Genomic DNA, 21,696 nt, shown 5'->3' with positions numbered 1-21,696 from the left:
ATCATTGGTGAAAAGTGGCAAAGCACGAGCACATACAAATATTGCGTTGATTAAGTATTGGGGGAAAGCTGATGAAACTTACATTATTCCTATGAATAATAGTTTATCAGTTACCTTAGATAGATTTTATACTGAAACAAAAGTGACATTTGACCCTGATTTTACTGAAGATTGCCTTATTTTAAATGGTAATGAAGTGAATGCCAAAGAGAAAGAAAAGATTCAAAACTATATGAATATAGTGAGAGATTTGGCTGGAAATCGTTTGCATGCGCGAATTGAAAGTGAAAATTATGTGCCAACAGCAGCAGGACTTGCTTCTTCAGCGAGTGCTTACGCTGCTTTAGCTGCCGCTTGTAATGAAGCTTTGTCATTGAACTTATCAGATACAGACTTATCACGATTAGCTCGACGTGGTTCAGGTTCTGCTTCTAGAAGTATTTTTGGTGGATTTGCCGAATGGGAAAAAGGGCATGATGATTTAACTTCATATGCACATGGTATTAATTCCAATGGTTGGGAAAAAGATTTATCAATGATATTTGTAGTGATTAACAATCAGTCAAAAAAAGTATCTAGTAGGTCAGGAATGTCACTAACAAGAGATACTTCTAGATTTTATCAATATTGGTTGGATCACGTTGATGAAGATTTAAATGAAGCAAAAGAGGCAGTCAAAAATCAAGATTTTCAACGCTTAGGAGAAGTCATTGAAGCAAATGGTTTACGTATGCATGCCACTAACTTAGGCGCTCAACCTCCTTTCACGTATTTAGTGCAAGAAAGCTACGATGCTATGGCGATTGTGGAACAGTGTCGAAAAGCCAATTTACCTTGTTACTTTACAATGGACGCGGGTCCCAATGTAAAAGTTTTAGTAGAAAAGAAAAATAAACAAGCTGTGATGGAACAATTTTTAAAAGTATTTGACGAATCGAAGATTATAGCAAGTGATATCATTAGCTCTGGTGTTGAAATTATTAAGTAAGGAAGAGATAGAATGATTCAGGTAAAAGCCCCCGGAAAACTTTATATTGCAGGCGAGTATGCAGTAACCGAACCAGGATATAAATCTATTCTTATTGCAGTAAATCGCTTTGTAACGGCGACAATTGAGGCGTCAAATAAAGTTGAAGGTAGTATTCATTCCAAAACATTACATTATGAACCAGTTAAATTTGACCGTAATGAAGATAGAATTGAAATCTCAGATGTTCAAGCTGCTAAGCAACTGAAATATGTTGTGACAGCTATAGAAGTGTTTGAACAGTATGTGCGCAGTTGCAATATGAATTTAAAGCACTTTCATTTAACCATTGATAGTAACTTAGCAGATAACTCTGGTCAGAAGTACGGATTAGGTTCAAGCGCCGCTGTTTTAGTATCTGTTGTTAAAGCTTTGAATGAATTCTATGGTTTGGAATTATCAAACCTTTATATTTATAAATTAGCTGTAATTGCAAATATGAAATTACAAAGTTTAAGTTCATGTGGCGATATTGCGGTTAGTGTCTACAGTGGTTGGCTTGCATATAGTACGTTTGACCATGACTGGGTGAAACAGCAAATGGAAGAAACATCGGTGAATGATGTTTTGGAAAAAAATTGGCCAGGCTTACATATCGAACCTTTACAAGCTCCCGAAAATATGGAAGTCCTTATTGGATGGACTGGGTCTCCAGCTTCTTCTCCACACTTAGTGAGTGAGGTCAAACGTTTAAAATCAGATCCAAGTTTTTATGGTGATTTTTTAGATCAATCTCATGCTTGTGTAGAAAGTTTAATCCAAGCTTTTAAAACTAATAATATCAAAGGTGTTCAAAAGATGATACGTATAAACAGACGTATTATTCAATCTATGGATAACGAAGCATCAGTTGAAATTGAAACAGATAAGCTAAAAAAATTATGTGATGTCGGTGAAAAGCACGGTGGCGCTTCTAAAACTTCAGGTGCTGGTGGTGGCGATTGTGGCATTACTATTATCAACAAGGTAATTGATAAAAATATTATTTATAACGAATGGCAAATGAATGATATCAAACCATTGAAATTTAAAATTTATCACGGGCAATAAGTAAAGTAACTCGTGATATAAGTCATTTAGGGTTCGAGGCTCAACCGGGGGTGGGACTGTGTATTCAGTTCCACTTTCTTATTTAATTAGTATATGGTATGTATGAATTTTAAAGTGAAAAGTATCTTGAATTTTATAGTAAAAAGAGTAAAATAAATAGAGTTATATTAACGATGATGGTGGAAGAGTTTATATAGAAAGGTGGGTAGCAAGATGAAAAATAAATTTTTAATCTGTGATGAGTGTCAGGCTGTAAATTTAAAGTCTTTGAAGCGAAAATTAGAAAAATTAGATCCGGAAGCTGAAATTGAAATAGGCTGTCAATCTTATTGTGGACCAGGTCGACGTAAAACATTTGCATTTGTCAATAATCGACCACTTGCTGCGTTAACCGAAGAAGAACTTATGGAAAAGGTTACAAAACAATTAAAAAAACCACGTGATCCAGAAGAAGAAGAGCGACTAAGAAAACGTAACGAAGAACGAAAACGTCGTAAAGAAGAACAAGATCGCAAACTTAAGGAAAAGTTAAAGAAGCGCAAAGCAGAGAAATAAATGAATCAAAACCACCTGTGACATGAATTAATGTCGCAGGTGGTTTTAATGTTAGTAGTACATAATTAAGTTGCAAATACTAATATATTAAACCATTTAATTTTCATTACTTTGTAATATGGTAGGTTGTCGCATTAGATATGAATACTATCATATTCTTATTAAAGACTGATGAGTTCTAAAAAGGAATTCATCGGTCTTTAATTTTAAATATTCGTAATAGATAATTCCTATATTTTTGTAGTATCTAATCATCAAAGATCAAAGTATGGAGAGGAACGCAGGAGGTAAAATCACCTGCATAAGAACCACTAATGATCAAAGATCAAAGTGGTTCTAAAAACAAGTCATTAAAGGATTCGGTCATTGTCGGATGTGTGTATATATTATCTCTTAATACTGTGTAAGGAATATGTTGATCTATAGCAAGTTTGATTAAGTTAATCAGTTCTTCTGATTCTTTGCCATATAATGACGCTCCTAAAATTTCTTTTGTATCTTTATTAATCACTGCTTTAAATAAACCTCTGGAATCATTATTGATTTTATGACGGGGTATGTTACTGACAAAGACTTTATTGTCTAGAATATCGTATCCTTGTAACTTAGCCTCACTTGCAATTAGTCCTACTCTAGATAGGGGAGGGTCAATAAAGACAGTATAAGGTATTGCGCCACGATTTTCAGTTGTTCTAGAACCATCACCAAATAGATGCGATTTAATGATTCTATAATCATCGAGTGAAATATACGTAAATTGCAATCCACCTTTAACGTCACCTGCAGCGTATATGTGTTTCACTGTACTTTGCAAATGTTTATTTACAATCACTTCACCTTGTTTTCCAATTTTTACATCTGTATTTTCAAGACCTAAGTGATTTGTATTTGGCTTACGACCTGTGGCTAAGAGCACAGTATCAGCTGATATTTCTCCATGATTTGTGTGTATGATAGTTTGATCTTTATTGTTTGAAAATGCAATAGTGCTAGTATTAGTGTTTATAGTCACACCTTTATCTTGTAAATCTTTGACAATAAGATTTGCAATGTCTTGATCTTCATTTGTCATGATAGCATCACCACGCTCAAGAATTGTTACATGTGTTCCAAAATTTGCAAACATTGAAGCGAATTCGAGAGCGATATAACCGCCACCAATAATAACAAGTTCTTGAGGTTGATAGTCAATATTTAGTAATCCTGTAGAATCATATATATTTTGAGCTGTATCTATCCCTTTGATATCTGGGATATTCGCACGTGAACCAGTGTTGATTAATATCTTATCTGCGGTAATTGTTTCTTGAATTGTTCCATTACTATCCTGTAGTTCTATTATCTCGTTAGAAATAAATTTGGCGTTATAATTTAGAACATCTATATTGTTCTTTGAATTTAAGCCTTGATAGTTCTTGTTATTCAATGCTTGTACGACTTCTTTTTTTCTAGTAATAGACTCTTTGAATGAATTACCTTCAATACCATCATGAATTAATGTTTTAGTAGGTATACATCCGATATTAATGCATGTACCACCATACATCTTTGTTGATTGTTCTACCACTGCAACCTTTTGTCCATGACCAGCAGCATGTGCCGCTAATGTTTTACCTGCTTTTCCAAAACCAATAATAATCAAATCATAATTTTTCATGGTTTTATCCCTCCTGTAAAATATCTGCCAAAACATCTGTAATATTTTTATTTTTGTAAAAATCTAAAATTATTTGATGTTCTTGAGAATAATAATGTGACATTGTATGAGCAATTTTCTTAGAAATTTGACAATGACTGTCAGAATCGCCAGTAAATCGTCTTTGGCTATTATTTTTATCTAAAACAAAGTGTTGATATAACTTGGCTAAATCTACTTGAGCAGTATGTTGATTGGCTTGATAGCCTCCTGCTTTACCACGTTGAACTTTGATATAGTTGTGTTCAGTTAAATATGCTAGAACGCGCCTAAGTTGTACAGGGTTCAGACATGTTAATTTAGCTAATTCTTTACTATTGAATTGTTCTTGATCGTGTTGAGCAAGAAAACATAATACATGTACTGCAATATTGAATTCTAAATTCATTTTTACCCACCTTAATGTAACTTCATTAGTTACATTAAAGCGTATAATGATTTTAAGGTCAAGATAATTGTTCCTAATAGGTATTTAACATGAATGAATAAGTTACAATTGGGGTAGAATATATTTAAGTATATTAAATAAAGGAGATGACTTTAATGGTAAATCAAGTACCATTAGGTAAATCTAGTGTCAACGTTTTTCCTATCGCATTAGGTACAAATGCAGTAGGTGGCCATAATTTATATCCTAATTTGGATGAAGAGCAAGGCAAAGAAGTTGTTCGTCAAGCTATTGATAATGGTATAACATTATTAGATACAGCATATATTTACGGGCCCGAACGTTCCGAAGAATTAGTTGGACAAGTTGTAAAAGAATATCCACGCGAGAAAGTGCAAATTGCAACAAAAGGTTCACATGTTATTAAAGAAAATGGAGAAGTTGTTCAAAATAACGATCCAGAATTTTTAAAACAGCAAGTTGAAAATAGTTTGGAACGTCTTCAAGTGGATTATATTGATTTGTATTATATTCATTTTCCTGATGACGATACACCAAAAGATAAAGCGGTAGCCGCTCTCAAAGAGCTTAAAGATGAAGGTAAAATTAAAGCAATAGGTGTATCTAATTTCTCTTTAGAACAATTAAAAGAAGCGAATAAAGATGGATATGTTGATGTTGTTCAATTAGAATACAATTTATTACATCGTGAAAATGAAGAAGTAATGGCATATGCTGCTGAAAATAATATTACATTTGTTCCTTACTTCCCACTTGCTTCAGGTATACTAGCTGGCAAGTACGATGAAAATCAAACATTTGAGGATCATCGTGCAGAACGTCCTGATTTTCAGCCAGACGTATTCAAAGATAATGTTCGTCGTGTAAAAGCATTAACTGATATTGCAGAAGCACATGATACAACGATTGCCAATGTCGTATTAGCATTTTATCTTACACGTCCATCACTAGATGTTGTCATTCCTGGTGCAAAACGTGCAGAGCAAGTTGTTGAAAATATTGATGCTGCAAATATTGAATTATCACAAGGTGAAATAGACAAAATTGATAGTTTATTCTCAATTAAAAATTAACTTAAGAGATAGATTAAGAACCTGAGACATCATTTGTTGTCTCAGGTATTTTTTATGCAATAAAAAATAGTACTGAATTGAAAAATATTTGTAACAACTGTTCATACTCTCATACTTGTTATCTCAATGGAATAAACCATTGAGTATGAATGTTAACTTATTTTTATGTCTTGAATTTGAACTCATTTAGATTAGAATTCTAAGATTAACTTTTTAATATTCATGAAATTATTTATAAGTAGGAAGATAGACGACATTGATAACAGTATTTTTGGTAACAATCGTCCAAAAGCTAACGTAGTGCAGTTCATAAAATAAGCATTTAATCATGTAAAAGAATGGAATAGAGAAATAACCAAATCATGATTTCAAGAAGGTTAGTATGAAATTATAATATTGAGTGAATATTTAATGCTTGCTTTTAAATTTTAAAAAATTAGAAATATGTGTATAAAAAATATTGTGTCAAATAATCATTTTTTAAAAGGTGTAGTTATTAATAGTTTTAAAATAAATTTTTGTGAAGCTTTTTGAATGTCTAGATTGAATTAAGGTATCATACATGTGGTATAATGCCTATATTAATAGTGAAGTAAATAGTTAGGGGAGAAGTCACATGTATAGTGTCAGACAAGCAACTGAAAAAGATGTTGTAGCGATAAGAGATGTTGCGACAAAAGCTTGGTATAACACATATTTAAATATTTATGCTGCTTCAACAGTTAATGAACTGTTGGCCGCTTCATATAATGAAACGCATTTAAAAAAGAGACTAAATGAGCAATTATTTTTAGTGGCAGAAGAAGATAGTGAGATTGTTGGTTTTGCAAATTTCATTTATGGTGAAGAGCTTTATTTATCTGCACACTATGTTAGACCTGAATCTCAACATAGAGGTTATGGAACTCGTTTGCTAGAAGCGGGGTTGAAAAGGTTTAAAGACCAGTATGAAACAGTTTATTTAGAAGTTGATAACAATAATAGTAATGGCATCGAATATTATCAAAATCATGGATTCGAGATTATTCGCTCATATCAACCTGAAATGTATGGTGAAATCATGGATTTAGCTTTAATGAAGAAATCATTTTAACAAACATATGAATAATTAACATTGTTTCGTCTAGTAATATGAGGAACAAAAAATAAATGTTTTTTGGAATATATAGGATAGGAGGGAAAGTATGACGCTATCATCATATGCAACGAGTAAATTAACAGAAGAAAAGGTATTTAAAGATCCAATTCATCGATTTATCCACGTACAGGATCAATTGATTTGGGACTTAATTAAAACAAAAGAATTCCAACGCTTGAGACGTATTAAACAACTAGGTACTTTGTATTTATCATTTCATACAGCCGAACATAGTCGTTTTGGACACTCTTTGGGTGTTTATGAAATTGTGCGCCGAATGATTGATGAGACATTTATAGGACAAGACGCGTGGGATAATACTGATCGGCCACTTGCGTTGTGTGCTGCGTTGTTACATGATTTAGGTCATGGTCCTTTCTCTCATAGTTTTGAAAAAATATTTAATACAGACCATGAAGCATTTACACAAGCTATTATCACAGGAGACACTGAGGTTAATGGTGTACTAAGTCGAGTCTCTGATAACTTTCCTAAACAAGTAGCTGATGTAATTAATAAAACGCACGATAATAAGCTTGTTATTTCTATGATTTCCTCACAAATTGATGCTGATCGAATGGACTATTTACAAAGAGATGCATATTTTACAGGCGTAACGTATGGCTCATTTGATATGGAGCGTATTTTAAGGTTGATGAGACCATCTAAAGAAGAAGTGTTAATTAAAGATAGTGGTATGCATGCTGTCGAAAATTTTATTATGAGTCGTTATCAAATGTATTGGCAAATATATTTTCATCCAGTAAGCCGTGGTGGGGAAGTTTTATTAAACAATTGTTTAAAACGAGCTAAGCAGCTTTATAATGAAGGATATGAATTTAAAATGTATCCAAAAGACTTTATACCATTCTTTGAAGGAACAATGACGATTGAACAATATGTAGAACTTGATGAAGCAGTTGTATTGTATTACTTGAAGAAATGGATTCATGAAAATGATACAATATTAAGTGATTTATCAAGACGGTTTATCAATCGAGATTTATTTAAATATATTCCTTTCGACGGTTCAATTATTACCATTTCGGAATTGCAAGAATTATTTGAAGCGGGTGGTATTAATCCTGATTATTACTTTGTAAGTGAAGCATTTTCAGATTTACCTTATGATTATGATCGCCCAGGCTCAAATCGCAAACCGATTCATTTATTAAAAAGTAATGGTGGAATTACAGAAATAAGTAATCAATCATTGGTGATTAATAGTATTACAGGGATTAATAGAGAAGACCATAAATTATATTATCCTAAAGAGATGATTTTAAAAATTAAAGATTATCAAATTAAAGGTTCTATTATTAACTTACTTAATGAATTAAATTAACAGTTAAGAATAAGATATATAGTCTTTATTTGATGACTTATTAGGAGGTATCTCGTTTGTCTGAGAAAAAAGGTTTCAATTTCAATATTATAAAAAATGATCCACTAGATGGTCATAAAGGAACCAATATTGGTTCGATTAGTTTAGATAATATTGCCCCGGTTTTTATAGATGTTGAAAATCAGAAGGCATTTGTTGATATTGGTGGTATGCACGCACGTGCTGAAGTTGAAAAGGGTGTCAAGTGGATTACTGACAAATCACAAGTTGAAGGTGAGGAGGCTAAAGCATACTGGCTATGTTGGGTGACGACCGAACGTAGTGAAGAAGGGCCATATTATGCGGGTGTGACTGCATGCTATTTATTAGTTAACAAAAGTATTAGACGTGGTTATAAGAGCATGCCAGAACATGTTAATATGATGGATAAGTCTATGAAACATCAATTTATCATCGACCAAATCGGTGATGATAACAAACAAATTTTAAAAGAATTTCTACAAAATCATAACGTTGAAATGTGGAATAATTCTAGTGAAGAACTATATCGAGCATTTGAATAGAATAAAAGGATAGGTGACTGTTTTATGTAGAATGACTGTCCCTATCCTTTTTTGATGTGCAAAATTTAAATGAATAAAACTAATTTATTGAAGTATATTTCCTATATGATATGTTTGATAGAGTTGTTGTAATACCTCGTTATGAATTACTTGAAACGGTTGTTTTGTAGTTTTAGCTATTTTCTTCAAATCTTCATACTCGGGTTTCATTTTCATAATTTTTCCATTTTGTAGGCCAAATTTAATGGAAACAGTGCCGTGTTGTGTAGAAAGAATTTTGAATGCGCGGTTCAAGGTCTTTCTATTAACAGAAGTACTTCTGACGCCTAAAGAACTTGTTTCTTGTAAGATAAGTTGTTCGAAATATGTCTTATCATGTAATTTACATATTAACGTTAACTGCGTGCTTGGGCGACTTTTTTTCATAAATATAGGCGTATAGTAAGCATCTAAAGCACCTTGCTCTAACGCATTATTCATAAAATAACCTAATGCTTCAGGTGTCATATCATCTATTTGACACTCTATTACTTGGACGCTATCTTGTTGCTCGAATTCAGATTCAAATTGAATAACCCTTAATATATTAGGGAAATCAAAATCCTTACTGCCGGCGCCATAGCCTATATGTTGTATTGTTGCTGAAGGAAATGGCCCAAACGATGAAACAAGTCCCTTAGCAAATGCAGCACCAGTAGGGGTTGTGAGTTCACTTTGAACATCAAAATGTGCGATTGGTATACCTTTAAGAATTTCAGCAGTAGCTGGTGCAGGGATTGGATAAATGCCATGAGCAATATTGATTTTACCATGACCTGTTGGAATAGCTGAACAGTATAATGTGTTAATCCCTAGTTGTTCTAGTGCAATACACCCACCAATAATATCTATAATAGAGTCCATTGCCCCCACTTCATGAAAGTGAACTTCTTCAAACGACATGCCATGAATTTTAGCTTCTGCTTGACCAATGATTTCAAAAATTTTCTTACTGCGATATTTAACCCTTTCCGGAAGTGTACTGTCATCTATCATTTTAAATATATCATTAACGTGACGATGATGATTTGCTTCTTTAACATCAATGTTTAATGTCATTGCATGAATACCTTGTTTTACTCTTTTTTGAAAATGTAGCTTAAATTGATCTAAAGGTAATTTTTTTAGTTCTGATTCAATGTCTTCAGGGTTTGCTCCTAAATCAACTAAAGCAGAAAGTAGCATATCTCCGGCAATACCTGCGTGGCAATCTAAATATAATGCTTTTGTCATAAAGATACCTCACTCTCTTTATTTTCTAGCATATGAATAATCTGTGCAGCGTTGTAACCGCCACCAAATCCATTATTGATATTTAATACGCTGGTTCCGGGTGCGCAACTATTTATCATTGATAATAGGGTGGTAACCCCATTCAAGTTTGCTCCATAACCTACACTCGTTGGTACTGCATATACAGGGTGGTTGACTAATCCTCCAACAACACTTGCTAAAGCGCCTTCCATTCCAGCTATAACGATAGAAACTTTCCCTCTGCGTATATCATGAATGTTGGATAATAAGCGATGAATACCTGAAACCCCGACATCATAAAATCGTTTTACACTTACTCCCATGATTTCAGCGGTTAATGCAGCTTCTTCTGCAATAGGTAAATCAGAAGTTCCAGCACAAAGTACAGAAACATAGTATTTAGTTTGTGGTATATCTTTTAGTGGAGTGCTAATTAACTGTGCAGTTTGATGATATTCCAAGTTTGGATAATGTTGTAAAATGTATTTTGCTTTCATTTCATCAACACGTGTCACTAGAATAACTTCATTATGAAATATCAAACTAGAGATGATTTTAGTGATTTGTTCTTTTGTTTTTCCTTGCCCAAAGATAACTTCGGGAAATCCTTGACGCTGTGCTCTATGTAAGTCAATTTTAGCAAAGCCCAATTCGTCATAATGACTGAGTTGGGCTTTAGCATCATTAATAGATAGTTGATTTGATTTTACAGCTTTGAGCACCTCTTCTATAGAATTATAACTATGGCTCATAGGTACTCACATCCTTATTTAAAACTTGTAGATTTGGTATCAATGATTTCATTCATACTACCTGTACGATAGCCTTCTAAATCCATTGTTACATAGTCAAATCCTAATTCTTTCAAATGTAATATGATACTGTCTTTCAATTTAAGAAGATTATTTAATTGATCTTCTGTTACTTCAATGCGTGCTATGTTGTGATGATAGCGTACTCGTACGTGGTTAATACCTAGGCTTAAAATGAATTTTTCTGCTTCGTTGACCTTGTTAACTTTTGTAAAACTTAATTCCTCACCATAAGGTATTCTTGATGCTAGACTACATAAGGCTGGTTTATTCCATACAGGCAAGTCATGTTGATGACTTAATTCTCTAACTTCAGATTTATATAGTTTTGCTTCTTGTAAAACGCTACGAACACCAAAGTCGTCTCTTGCTTTTAATCCGGGACGAAAATCATCTAAGTCATCCATAATCATACCATCTAGCACATAATTAAATCCTAGTTTATTCTTAATATTCTCAAGTTGACTATACATCAAGCGCTTGCTATAGTACCAACTTTCAGGCGTATTTTTAACGATATTCGCATCTTGAAGTTCAGACATTTCAGTTTCTAATACTTCAACACCTAGACTTTGTCCAAGTTTAAGCGCTAGTTCAAACTCTTCATTTCTAAATAATTCTGATTTTACTACAACAGGTTTAACATAGTTAACACCTAAAATATCAATCGCTTTTTTCAGTAACAAGCTACTATCTACTCCACCTGAGAAGGCAATTACTACACTCTGCATGTCTTTCAATAGTGCGTCTAATTTCATTTCTTTAGTATTTAATTCAGTCATAGTTTCCATCCTCCATTTATTATTCTTTATCTTCTACGTACGGTATTGTTAAAGGACCTTGTGGCATAACACCAATGGTTAATTTACGGCCATATCGATGTTCTAATTCTTGTATTGTATGTTCAATGTTAGAGGTTGGGATTAACATCGAGTCTTTAAGTTGTTGGTCAGTAAGTTCTGAATAAACATGCACATTGGCAAAAGTTTGAATACTTGCTTGTTTTTGTACTTGCCATTGGTCAACTTCCTTAAAGTTTGGATTGTGAATAAGTTCTAAAATACCTTGAGGTGTGTCTGCCATTTTGAAAATTTCGGCAAACTTACCATGATCAGGAAAGCCATCTGCACACTCAGATACCATAATAATATGACCGTCTTTTTTAACAACTTTACTCGCTGCACTCATCCCTTTAACTGTTTGATATAAATTTTGATCTAAAGGATAGCCAGAATTTGATGCGATAACAATATCAAAGCGTTGCTCACATTTAAACATTGCATGATCTTTTACATATGCGCATCCTTCTTTGTGTGTATCTAAGATTTCACCAGCAAATGCTGCAGTAATTTCTTTACTTTTATTCAATGCAACATTAAGTAAAAAGTCAGGTTTACACATACGGTTAACTTCCCGTGCCATATCTTGAACTGGATTGTCTTCTAAATTTCCCCACGTTGATCTCGGATCGCCAATCATTTTTGCATTATGAAATGTTTGAATTGTTTCTAAACCTGCAATTCCAGGCATTATCCCTTTAGGTCCACCTGAAAATCCGGCGAAAAAGTGTGGTTCAATAAAACCTGTTACAATTTTAAAATCGGATTCTACATATGCTTTGTTTAAATAAACATCACATCCATATTGACTGTGTCCCACTTTAGCTAGACTTTCTTTTTCTGAGCAATGATTGTGAACGATTTTTACTGAATTTACAATATCTTCACCTAACATTTGAATCAATTCATCTCGCGTTTGATCTCGATGAGTCCCTGTACCATTAATAATTACGAAATTCTCACGAGGAACATGATTTAATTCCTCAATTAGTAAAGGTACAAGAATATGGTTGGGCGTTGGACGTGTAATATCACTAATAACAATAGAAACAATATCATTACTGTTTACCATTTCTTTTAAAGGTTTAGAATTTGTGGGGTTTCTTAATACATTTTTAATTGTTGATTCATAATCTTGAATAGCGTCGATGTTTTGAGGCTCTATGATTGTGCTATCATCAGGCACATTGATTTCAATTTCAGATTTTCCGTACAAAACTTGCGTCTTCACTTTTATCCCCTCCAATTAAGATTTTTAAAATAAACACCTTCATCCCCAAAATTATAAGGTGTGATTAAGAGCGATGACTTTTCACTGACATGATATATATATATAGTTAAAAAATAAAATATATGAATAAATCATAAAATATGCTATAAAAGTGACGATATTATGTCGCTCTATATACAATTTACAAAAAATTCAGTATAAATGAAAGGACTTTTGGAAAACGATTTCAAAAGAGTGTAAAATAAGGGTGGAAGTAATAGAATTACACTTTAATACTAGGGAGGGCTTTTTATGAAAGCAGCTGTAGTAACCAAAGATCATAGAGTAAGTATTGAAGAAAAACGTTTAAGAGAATTAAGACCTGGAGAAGCATTAGTAAAGACTGAATATTGTGGTGTATGTCATACTGATTTACATGTTAAAAATGCAGATTTCGGTGACGTAACAGGTGTAACATTAGGACATGAAGGAATTGGACGTGTCATTAAAATTGCTGATAACGTAGATTCATTAAAGGTAGGGGATCGTGTATCTATAGCATGGATGTATGCAGCATGTGGTAATTGTGAGTATTGCACAACTGGTAGAGAAACATTATGCAGGGATGTCCTTAATGCCGGATATACTGTTGATGGGGCAATGGCTGAAGAAGTCATTGTTGATGCGAATTATGCAGTTAAAGTTCCCGAAAATCTTGATCCAGCGGCTGCTTCATCTATTACCTGTGCAGGTGTGACAACATATAAAGCAGTAAAAGTGAGTGGTATCGAACCAGGACAATGGTTAGGCGTATTTGGTGTGGGAGGATTAGGTAATTTAGCATTGCAATACGCCAAAAACGTAATGGGCGCGAAAGTCGTTGCATTTGACATTAATGATGATAAATTAAATTTTGCTAAAGAGCTTGGTGCTGATGCAATCATAAATTCAACTAATGTTGATCCTATTGAGGAAGTTAATCGTCTAACGAATAATAAAGGATTAGATGCAACGGTGATTACTGCTGTAGCTAAAACACCTTTTAATCAAGCAGTTGATGTTGTTAAGGCGGGTGCACGTGTGGTAGCAGTAGGACTTCCAGTAGATAAAATGGATTTAGATATTCCACGTTTAGTGCTTGATGGAATTGAAGTCGTTGGTTCATTAGTTGGTACCAGACAAGATTTAAGAGAAGCATTTCAATTTGCTGCCGAAAATAAAGTTATTCCTAAAATCCAATTAAGACAATTATCTGAAATTAACGATATTTTTGATGAAATGGAAAAAGGAACAATTACGGGTCGAATGGTAATTGATATGAAAAGCACGCACTGAAAGTGAACATAAAAGATAATATAATATTTAGAAATTAAACTATCTTTTGATTTGTGAATGTAAAAAAGGAAGGGCTAATTATGCGATTTAAATTAAAAGAAGATGAAATTTTAGAATTTTTAGATTTAAATTTTCCACAACAAACATTTGAAAAAGGTCGTCTCCTTATTGGGCAAAATAAGAGACAACCATTACACGTTTATTATTTTGGAAAAAAATTCTTGGCTCTTTTAAATGTAAATTTTAACACTTTTGAATATATTAAAGTAGATGAAGTCGATTATAATGATATAAAAAAATCACTTTAAAAGACGGACTGCTTTTTAAAAAAATGTTTATTGAGACAGAGGATTTTATGTTTAACTATAGTACATCTAAAGCTCTTTTAAGTGATTTTCAAAATAATAATTTTAATTACTTTATTCAAAATAAAAAAGAGCGTGTTATATTTGAAGATGGGCATTTCCTCTAAAATATATGATTGAAAACTAACTCTAACCTTGAATATTTTATAGAAATACAATTTGATAATGCTATAATATATTATAGATTTAAAAATATTTTGAGGAATATGAGGTTAAAAGATGAAAAAGACAATGTTCATCATTGCAGCAATGATATTCGGCATCGTATATTTCGATAAATATAGATTTTTATTAAAAAAATATGAAATTGACATTATTGATGTTGAATAATTGTAAATCTGATTGAAGTGATAGGTGACATTTATATTAAATGTGTGAGTTCTCTGTGGCAACAATATCTAGAATAGGAAAGCACCACTTTCACCTCAGTTATGAATTGTGAATATGTGAAAAGAATCTGAGACAAGATTAATGTTTCAGGTTCTTTTCATATTGTGTAAATTTTTGACATGAACACATGTCTTGAGTACTACAAGCAATAGCAGTTTTATGCTATAATGACATTTATTATTGTAAGGGTTAAGGTGAGTAGTAAATTGAATAAAAATATTAACATTCAAACCCGTCAAGTTTTGAAACAGAATGGTGAAAAGCAGAGATTTGAGTTTACTACAAAAGGTTCTTGGCAACAAAAATTTGCAGATTTTATACGTTACGAAGAACAAATTGAAGATGCTAAAGTTAATGTTACGATTAAAATTGAAGATAGCGGTGTAAAGTTAATTCGTAAAGGCGACATTAATATGAACTTACATTTCGTCGAAGGACATGAGACGACAACACTCTATGATGTACCTACCGGAAAAATACCTTTAACTGTTAAAACACTAAGCCTTATGCATTTCGTTACTCATAATGGCGGTAAACTTAAAATACATTATGAGTTATATCAAGATGAACAAAAGATGGGTTCTTATCAATATGAAATAAATTATAAGGAGATAAGCGAATGAATATAATCGATCAGGTTAAACAGACGCTAATAGAAGAAATAGAAGCTAGTATTAGAAAAGCTAACCTCGCAGAAGATATTCCAGAAATTAAAATTGAAATACCTAAAGATACTAAAAATGGAGATTATTCTTCTAATATTGCTATGGTTTTAACAAAAATTGCTAAGCGTAATCCACGTGAAATTGCGCAAGCTATTGTCGATCATTTAGATACAAGCAAAGCACACGTTAAACAGGTTGATATTGCTGGGCCAGGTTTCATCAACTTTTATCTGGATAATCAATATTTAACAGACATTATTCCAGAAGCTATCACAAAAGGTGATCGATTTGGATATGCAACACAATCTAAGAATACTAACATTTTATTAGAATATGTATCAGCTAATCCAACAGGAGACTTACATATTGGTCATGCTAGGAATGCAGCTGTAGGCGATTCTTTAGCTAATATTCTCATTGCGGCTGGTTACAATGTTACACGTGAATATTATATTAATGACGCAGGTAATCAAATCACTAATTTAGCACGATCAATTGAAGCACGATACTTCGAAGCTTTAGGTGATACGAGTTATGAGATGCCGGCAGACGGTTATAATGGTAAAGACATTATTGAAATCGGTAAAGATCTCGCTGTTAAACATCCAGAAATAAAAGACTACTCTGATGAAGAACGCTTAAAAACGTTTAGACAACTTGGTGTCGATTATGAAATGGAAAAATTAAAAAAGGATTTATCTGATTTTAACGTGCACTTTGATAATTGGTTTAGCGAAACATCTTTATATGAAAATGGCGCGATTAAAAATACATTATCTAAAATGAAAGAGCTAGGCTATACGTATGAAGCAGATGGCGCGACTTGGTTACGTACAAGTGACTTTAAAGACGATAAAGATCGTGTATTAATAAAAAAAGACGGTAATTACACTTATTTCACACCAGATACGGCCTATCACTACAATAAGATTAATAGAGGAAATGATATTTTAATTGATTTAATGGGTGCTGATCACCACGGTTATATTAACCGTCTCAAAGCTAGCTTAGAAACATTTGGTGTAGACAGCGATCGTCTTGAAATTCAAATTATGCAAATGGTTCGCCTTATGCAAAACGGAGAAGAAGTGAAGATGAGTAAGCGTACAGGCAATGCGATTACTTTACGTGAAATTATGGATGAAGTCGGTATCGATGCTGCACGTTATTTCTTAACAATGCGTAGTCCTGATTCTCATTTTGACTTTGATTTAGAGTTAGCTAAAGAGCAATCTCAAGACAATCCAATTTATTACGCACAATATGCACATGCACGAATTTGTTCTATTCTAAAGCAAGCTAAAGAACAAGGTATTGAAGTGTCTACTGATGCAGACTTTTCTAAAATAAATAATGATAAAGCAATAGACTTATTAAAAAAAGTAGCAGAATTCGAATCGACGATAGAGAGTGCAGCCGAACATCGTGCACCTCATCGTCTAACTAATTATATTCAGGATCTAGCTGCAGCATTCCATAAATTTTATAATGCTGAAAAAGTGCTTACAGATGATACGGAAAAAACTAAAGCACATGTAGCTATGATTGAAGCGGTGCGTATTACCTTGCACAATGCATTAGCATTAGTAGGTGTTACAGCACCAGAATCTATGTAAAACTTCATAAAATAGATACACGAGAGCCTGTGACATATTTATATGTACAGGCTCTTACATTATTTAGTCCTTATTATTGATGCATTCCAAAAAGAAAAAACAAGCAAAGCAAACCGATATTGGGACACAGCATAAAGTTTGTTATAAAAGGAATATTAACAATTAGGTAGGACAACACCTCAGACTTCTTGGGAAAATTGGACAATGTAGCATGCGAGATATAACAATCATGCGAAGATTTGTAGGGGGAGAAATCATGTTATCAATAGAAAAATTATATCAAATTCTATATCAAAATATGGGCCCTCAATATTGGTGGCCAGCAGAAACGCCAATAGAAATGATGCTTGGGGCAATTCTAGTCCAAAATACTAATTGGAACAATGCAGATATAGCGTTATCAAGATTAAAAGAAGAAACTTCTTTTAATGCACAGACGATATTGAAAATGCCTTTAGAATCGTTGCAGCAAGTGATACGTTCGAGTGGTTTCTATAAAAATAAAGCTAAGGCTATACAGGCATTGTTACTATGGTTAAATCAACATCATTTTGATTATAGTAGTATAGCTAAGTTATACGGTGATAGCTTAAGAAAAGAATTACTCACCATCCGTGGTATAGGTGAAGAGACCGCCGATGTCTTAATAGTATATATTTTTAAAGGTAAAGAATTCATACCTGATAGTTATACTAGACGTATTTTTAGAAAATTGGGATATCAACATACAGAAAGTTATCATAAATTGAAACAGGAATTAACACTTCCTGAATCATTTTCAAATCAAGATGCAAATGAGTTTCACGCTTTATTAGATAATTTTGGGAAAAATTATTTTAATGGTAAGGGGAAACAACGCTATACCTTTTTAGATACCTATTTTAAAAAATAAGTATTGACCTTAACGTAACGTCATACCTCATACTTTAATTCAGGAGGTGAAATGATGAAAGAACGCTTCAGTCCCAAAACGCTTTCTGACATTACCGGAGTTAGTATACGCACGCTTCATTATTATCATGAAAAGGGGTTACTCGTGCCACAACAAATGAGTGCTAATGGATACCGATATTATAATGTTCAAGATATTTCAAAGTTACAATATATTCTCTTTTTAAAGGAATTAGATTTAACATTAAAGCAAATACAGACGTATTTTGAAGGTGATAGTGATTTTAGAACTAAAATATTACATGATAATTTTTATCACATTGTTAAAAAAAGAGATCGCTTAAACGATATTATCCGTACGTTAGAACATCATTTTCACAAAGATAACGATGAGATTGAGGTAACTACAATGCAAAATTTCAATTTAAATGAACAGTATGAAAAAGAAGCAGCAAGTAAGTATGGAGATACTCATTATTATCAAGCATATAAAGATAAACAAAAATGTAAGGATGAATCAGAACAGCAAAATCATTTTGAGGAAATTAATAAGCAATTAAATATGTTTTTTGACGAAATGAATCAACTATACTTAAACAAAGTTTCTATACTTGAAGCAAGTGGAAAAACTAAGAAATTACAATGTATTTTGAAAGAACAAGTTCCTAATTGTGACAATCAATTTTTAGAATATATAGCTCAGATTTATATTGAGGACGAGCGATTTGTAAAGTTTATTAACAAGCAACGTGAACGTGGTTTGAATTTATACATTTCTGACGCGATAAAAACATTTATTAAATTATAAAACATTATGTGTCTGGGACATTGTTGATTGTCTCAGACATTTTAGCATTTTACCGATTGATACTAACATTATAAAACTGATCAACACAGAAAATTTCAACGAGAAATTCCACAGACAAGGCAAGTTGGGGTCGGGGCCCCAACACAGAAAATTTCAACGAGAAATTCTACGGACAAAGCAAGTTGGGGTTGTGGCCCCAACACAGAGAATTTCAATGAGAAATTCTACGGACAAAGCAAGTTGGGGTTGTGGCCCCAACACAGAGAATTTCAACGAGAAATTCTACAGACAAAGCAAGTTGGGGTTAAATATATTAATAGATTTAATTCAAAGTTGTCTTTTTTCATATTTTGTGAAAATCAAATAAAATTGTATCTACAAATATTGGTATATTTTGATATGATGAATAGGAACATTAAAAATAATTTGTGAAAGGGTGATGCTCCAAATGAAAAGTAAACTATGGATAGTTATATGTGCATTGATTGTAGTACTGGCTGCATGTGGTCAAGATGCCAATCATTCATCTAATAATAAAGACACTGAAAAAAGCGATAAAAAATATCATAGAATTATTTCGCTCATTCCTAGTAACACAGAAATTTTATATCGCTTAGGAATCGGAGAAGATATAGTTGGTGTATCCACTGTGGATGATTATCCTAAAGATGTAAAAAAAGGTAAAAAACAATTCGATGCGATGAATTTAAATAAAGAAGAATTAATAAAAGCTAAACCGGATTTGATTTTAGCGCATGAGTCACAGAAAAATTCTGCAGGTAAAGTGCTAAAGTCACTTAAAGATAAGGGAGTAAAAGTCGTTTATGTGAAAGATGCACAATCGATTGATGAAACTTATGATACTTTTAAATCAATTGGACAATTAACGGATCGTGAAAAACAAGCTAAAGAACTTGTTGATGAAACAAAACACAATGTAGAAAAAATCATTAACTCCGTTCCTAAACATCATAAGAAACAAGAAGTGTTTATGGAAGTATCGTCTAAACCAGACATTTACACTGCCGGAAAAGATACCTTCTTTAACGATATGTTAGAGAAACTAGATGCTAAAAATAGTTTTGATGATGTTAAAGGTTGGAAATCAGTAAGTAAAGAAAGCATTATTAAACGTAATCCTGATATTCTGATTTCCACAGAAGGTAAATCAAAATCAGACTACATAGAAATGATAAAAAAACGTGGCGGTTTTGATAAAATTAATGCTGTTAAAAATACACGTATTGAAACAGTAGATGGGGATGAAGTTTCTCGACCAGGTCCTCGTATTGATGAAGGTCTAAAGGATTTAAGAGACGATATATATAAAAAATAGTCATTTGAATACTATGTATTGTATTTTACTTAGATGATTAATTTTATTAATAAGCTGACAGAGATGTATTTCAAACGCCTGGGACAGTAGTTATTGTCTCAGGTATTTTTAATATTTATGATAGACGGATATTGAATTAAACTGATGCAAATATGCCATTTGATTCAACTTCATTACTCGATGACTAAATCGTGCAACGAATGGAAGCCAGTCGTTTTACACTTTTTAAGTATTGTTTTGTTAATATAGTGATTAAGAAAGTATTGAAAGAGAGAGTTATGAATAAATATAGAAGTGTCATTATATGGTTATTTATTTTAATATTAAGCATGAGCTTAAGTTTAAGCTGGGATGTAGGAAAACTTGATGATGTTTTTAATCAAACCATACTATTCCAGGTTCGTTTACCTAGATTACTTGAAGCCATGCTCACTGGTGCAGTACTTACATTAGCTGGCCAAGTGTATCAAATTGTGTTAAATAATCCACTTGCAGATAGTTTTACATTGGGATTAGCTAGTGGTGCATCATTAGGATCTGGAATTGCTTTATTTTTGGGACTTAGTTTTTTATGGTTCCCTATATTTTCCATTATTTTCAGTTTAATCACACTGTTACTTGTTTTAAGTGTTTCAGCGATGTTAGCCAAAGGATATCCTGTTCAAATGCTTATATTAACGGGATTACTATTTGGTGCACTATTAAATGCATTATTGTATTTGCTTGTTTTGATTAATCCTAAGAAGATGAATCCAATTGCTAGTTATCTGTTCGGTGGTTTTGCATCAGCTGAATATCAGGATGTTATGATTATTAGTTTGATAGCATCTGTCGCAATCATAGTATTATTTTTAATGCAAAAAGGAATTAAATTACTGCAAGTTGGTGAATTGAAAAGTCAGTCTCTAGGATTAAATGTACAACAAGTAACGTATATTGTTCTTATAGTAGCCTCCATCATGACAGCAGTTGTGGTCGCATACGTTGGAGTTATTGGTTTTATAGGCATGATTATTCCACAACTGATTAGAAAATTTTATTGGCGTTATCAAATAGGTTTACAAATGTTATTGAATATAATCATAGGTGCTGTAGTCATGATAATTGCAGATTTTATAGGAAGTACAATGATACAACCTATACAAATTCCTGTAGGCATCGTGATGGCATTGCTCGGTGTACCAGTCCTATTTTATATTTTAATTAAACAGACTAACATATGACGTTCACACTACTCTTTTGCTACAATAGTATTATTAAAATATTAAGAGGTCATTGAA

20 protein-coding genes and 1 pseudogene are annotated in these 21,696 nt (G+C 32.7%); 15 read left to right on the top strand and 6 right to left on the bottom strand.

All coding sequences use genetic code 11. The features are described from left to right. Positions 1-4: 4 nt before the first annotated feature. The 3 genes from mvaD (at position 5) to FNL83_RS10625 (ending at position 2,632) form a co-directional block, all read left to right on the top strand. Positions 5-988: a diphosphomevalonate decarboxylase gene (gene mvaD / locus FNL83_RS10635; protein WP_001832151.1), complete on the top strand. Its 984-nt coding sequence runs from the start codon at positions 5-7 to the stop codon at positions 986-988. Positions 989-1,000: 12 nt separating this feature from the next. Continuing rightward, positions 1,001-2,077: a phosphomevalonate kinase gene (locus tag FNL83_RS10630; protein WP_001832075.1), complete on the top strand. Its 1,077-nt coding sequence runs from the start codon at positions 1,001-1,003 to the stop codon at positions 2,075-2,077. A 213-nt stretch (positions 2,078-2,290) separates the two neighbouring features. Further along, positions 2,291-2,632 (top strand): YuzB family protein, encoded by a 342-nt coding sequence (locus tag FNL83_RS10625; protein ID WP_001832090.1) that lies wholly within the window; start codon positions 2,291-2,293, stop codon positions 2,630-2,632. 325 nt (positions 2,633-2,957) lie between these two features. Here FNL83_RS10625 and merA read toward each other — a convergent pair whose 3' ends face one another. Together merA and hypR are read right to left on the bottom strand one after the other, a co-directional pair. Further along, positions 2,958-4,289, bottom strand: coding sequence for a hypothiocyanous acid reductase MerA (merA, locus tag FNL83_RS10620; protein ID WP_002484563.1), 1,332 nt, complete (start codon positions 4,287-4,289; stop codon positions 2,958-2,960). A 4-nt stretch (positions 4,290-4,293) separates the two neighbouring features. Beyond that, positions 4,294-4,716, bottom strand: a complete 423-nt coding sequence (hypR, locus tag FNL83_RS10615; RefSeq protein ID WP_002468721.1) for a redox-sensitive transcriptional regulator HypR — start codon at positions 4,714-4,716, stop codon at positions 4,294-4,296. A 155-nt stretch (positions 4,717-4,871) separates the two neighbouring features. Between hypR and FNL83_RS10610 the strand changes: the two genes are divergently transcribed. The 4 genes from FNL83_RS10610 to FNL83_RS10595 all read left to right on the top strand — a co-directional run bounded on the left by FNL83_RS10610 (position 4,872) and on the right by FNL83_RS10595 (position 8,856). Next, complete coding sequence (locus FNL83_RS10610) at positions 4,872-5,810, top strand: aldo/keto reductase (RefSeq protein ID WP_049387478.1); 939 nt, start codon at positions 4,872-4,874, stop codon at positions 5,808-5,810. A gap of 616 nt (positions 5,811-6,426) precedes the next feature. Further along, the gene (locus tag FNL83_RS10605) at positions 6,427-6,903 is read left to right on the top strand and encodes a GNAT family N-acetyltransferase (RefSeq protein WP_002438748.1); all 477 of its coding nucleotides are present in this window, start codon (positions 6,427-6,429) and stop codon (positions 6,901-6,903) included. Between the two features lie 91 nt (positions 6,904-6,994). Beyond that, a complete protein-coding gene (locus FNL83_RS10600; protein ID WP_002438750.1) occupies positions 6,995-8,293 on the top strand; it encodes an HD domain-containing protein in 1,299 nt (432 codons plus the stop codon). A 56-nt stretch (positions 8,294-8,349) separates the two neighbouring features. Then, positions 8,350-8,856, top strand: coding sequence for a YwhD family protein (locus FNL83_RS10595; protein WP_002438753.1), 507 nt, complete (start codon positions 8,350-8,352; stop codon positions 8,854-8,856). Between the two features lie 84 nt (positions 8,857-8,940). On the opposite strand, the gene larC is transcribed toward FNL83_RS10595, so the two are convergent. The 4 genes from larC to larA are packed head-to-tail and all read right to left on the bottom strand — an operon-like array spanning position 8,941 to position 13,031. Further along, positions 8,941-10,128 (bottom strand): nickel pincer cofactor biosynthesis protein LarC, encoded by a 1,188-nt coding sequence (gene larC / locus FNL83_RS10590; RefSeq protein WP_002438754.1) that lies wholly within the window; start codon positions 10,126-10,128, stop codon positions 8,941-8,943. After that, positions 10,125-10,901: a nickel pincer cofactor biosynthesis protein LarB gene (gene larB / locus FNL83_RS10585; protein ID WP_049387477.1), complete on the bottom strand. Its 777-nt coding sequence runs from the start codon at positions 10,899-10,901 to the stop codon at positions 10,125-10,127. The genes larC and larB overlap by 4 nt, the downstream gene beginning before the upstream one ends. A gap of 14 nt (positions 10,902-10,915) precedes the next feature. Beyond that, positions 10,916-11,743, bottom strand: a complete 828-nt coding sequence (larE, locus tag FNL83_RS10580; protein ID WP_002468728.1) for an ATP-dependent sacrificial sulfur transferase LarE — start codon at positions 11,741-11,743, stop codon at positions 10,916-10,918. Positions 11,744-11,762: 19 nt separating this feature from the next. Continuing rightward, positions 11,763-13,031 carry a nickel-dependent lactate racemase gene (gene larA, locus FNL83_RS10575; RefSeq protein WP_002456009.1) on the bottom strand — a complete coding sequence of 423 codons (1,269 nt, stop codon included), beginning with the start codon at positions 13,029-13,031 and terminating at the stop codon, positions 11,763-11,765. A gap of 291 nt (positions 13,032-13,322) precedes the next feature. Here larA and adhP point away from each other — a divergent pair, with 291 nt between their 5' ends. The 8 genes and pseudogenes from adhP (at position 13,323) to FNL83_RS10525 (ending at position 21,639) form a co-directional block, all read left to right on the top strand. Then, a complete protein-coding gene (gene adhP / locus FNL83_RS10570; RefSeq protein WP_002438761.1) occupies positions 13,323-14,345 on the top strand; it encodes an alcohol dehydrogenase AdhP in 1,023 nt (340 codons plus the stop codon). A gap of 80 nt (positions 14,346-14,425) precedes the next feature. Next, positions 14,426-14,817 (top strand): annotated as a pseudogene (locus FNL83_RS12120) (hypothetical protein). Positions 14,818-15,306: 489 nt separating this feature from the next. Further along, the gene (locus tag FNL83_RS10550) at positions 15,307-15,723 is read left to right on the top strand and encodes a YwiB family protein (RefSeq protein WP_002456007.1); all 417 of its coding nucleotides are present in this window, start codon (positions 15,307-15,309) and stop codon (positions 15,721-15,723) included. Next, positions 15,720-17,381, top strand: coding sequence for an arginine--tRNA ligase (gene argS / locus FNL83_RS10545; RefSeq protein ID WP_002438772.1), 1,662 nt, complete (start codon positions 15,720-15,722; stop codon positions 17,379-17,381). The genes FNL83_RS10550 and argS overlap by 4 nt, the downstream gene beginning before the upstream one ends. Positions 17,382-17,637: 256 nt before the next feature. Beyond that, positions 17,638-18,273, top strand: coding sequence for an endonuclease III domain-containing protein (locus FNL83_RS10540; RefSeq protein WP_002456006.1), 636 nt, complete (start codon positions 17,638-17,640; stop codon positions 18,271-18,273). Positions 18,274-18,327: 54 nt separating this feature from the next. Continuing rightward, complete coding sequence (locus FNL83_RS10535) at positions 18,328-19,080, top strand: MerR family transcriptional regulator (protein ID WP_002438776.1); 753 nt, start codon at positions 18,328-18,330, stop codon at positions 19,078-19,080. 448 nt (positions 19,081-19,528) lie between these two features. Beyond that, positions 19,529-20,416 carry an ABC transporter substrate-binding protein gene (locus FNL83_RS10530; protein ID WP_002456004.1) on the top strand — a complete coding sequence of 296 codons (888 nt, stop codon included), beginning with the start codon at positions 19,529-19,531 and terminating at the stop codon, positions 20,414-20,416. 278 nt (positions 20,417-20,694) lie between these two features. Next, entirely contained in the window at positions 20,695-21,639 is a 945-nt protein-coding gene (locus FNL83_RS10525) for a FecCD family ABC transporter permease (protein WP_002456003.1), read from the top strand. Positions 21,640-21,696 lie beyond the last annotated feature (57 nt).

It is taken from the genome of Staphylococcus epidermidis (genome assembly GCF_006742205.1).
Lineage (GTDB): Bacteria > Bacillota > Bacilli > Staphylococcales > Staphylococcaceae > Staphylococcus > Staphylococcus epidermidis.
The sequence above is the reverse complement of the archived record's forward strand: the minus strand, read 5'-3'. Positions and strand labels throughout refer to the sequence as shown.

Coding starts and splice junctions, on each gene's coding strand:
- FNL83_RS10630 (WP_001832075.1), top strand. CDS start 1,001: ATGATTCAGGTAAAAGCCCCCGGAAAACTTTATATTGCAGGCGAGTAT.
- FNL83_RS10625 (WP_001832090.1), top strand. CDS start 2,291: ATGAAAAATAAATTTTTAATCTGTGATGAGTGTCAGGCTGTAAATTTA.
- merA (WP_002484563.1), bottom strand. CDS start 4,289: ATGAAAAATTATGATTTGATTATTATTGGTTTTGGAAAAGCAGGTAAA.
- hypR (WP_002468721.1), bottom strand. CDS start 4,716: ATGAATTTAGAATTCAATATTGCAGTACATGTATTATGTTTTCTTGCT.
- FNL83_RS10610 (WP_049387478.1), top strand. CDS start 4,872: ATGGTAAATCAAGTACCATTAGGTAAATCTAGTGTCAACGTTTTTCCT.
- FNL83_RS10605 (WP_002438748.1), top strand. CDS start 6,427: ATGTATAGTGTCAGACAAGCAACTGAAAAAGATGTTGTAGCGATAAGA.
- FNL83_RS10600 (WP_002438750.1), top strand. CDS start 6,995: ATGACGCTATCATCATATGCAACGAGTAAATTAACAGAAGAAAAGGTA.
- larC (WP_002438754.1), bottom strand. CDS start 10,128: ATGACAAAAGCATTATATTTAGATTGCCACGCAGGTATTGCCGGAGAT.
- larB (WP_049387477.1), bottom strand. CDS start 10,901: ATGAGCCATAGTTATAATTCTATAGAAGAGGTGCTCAAAGCTGTAAAA.
- larE (WP_002468728.1), bottom strand. CDS start 11,743: ATGACTGAATTAAATACTAAAGAAATGAAATTAGACGCACTATTGAAA.
- adhP (WP_002438761.1), top strand. CDS start 13,323: ATGAAAGCAGCTGTAGTAACCAAAGATCATAGAGTAAGTATTGAAGAA.
- argS (WP_002438772.1), top strand. CDS start 15,720: ATGAATATAATCGATCAGGTTAAACAGACGCTAATAGAAGAAATAGAA.
- FNL83_RS10540 (WP_002456006.1), top strand. CDS start 17,638: ATGTTATCAATAGAAAAATTATATCAAATTCTATATCAAAATATGGGC.
- FNL83_RS10535 (WP_002438776.1), top strand. CDS start 18,328: ATGAAAGAACGCTTCAGTCCCAAAACGCTTTCTGACATTACCGGAGTT.
- FNL83_RS10530 (WP_002456004.1), top strand. CDS start 19,529: ATGAAAAGTAAACTATGGATAGTTATATGTGCATTGATTGTAGTACTG.
- FNL83_RS10525 (WP_002456003.1), top strand. CDS start 20,695: ATGAATAAATATAGAAGTGTCATTATATGGTTATTTATTTTAATATTA.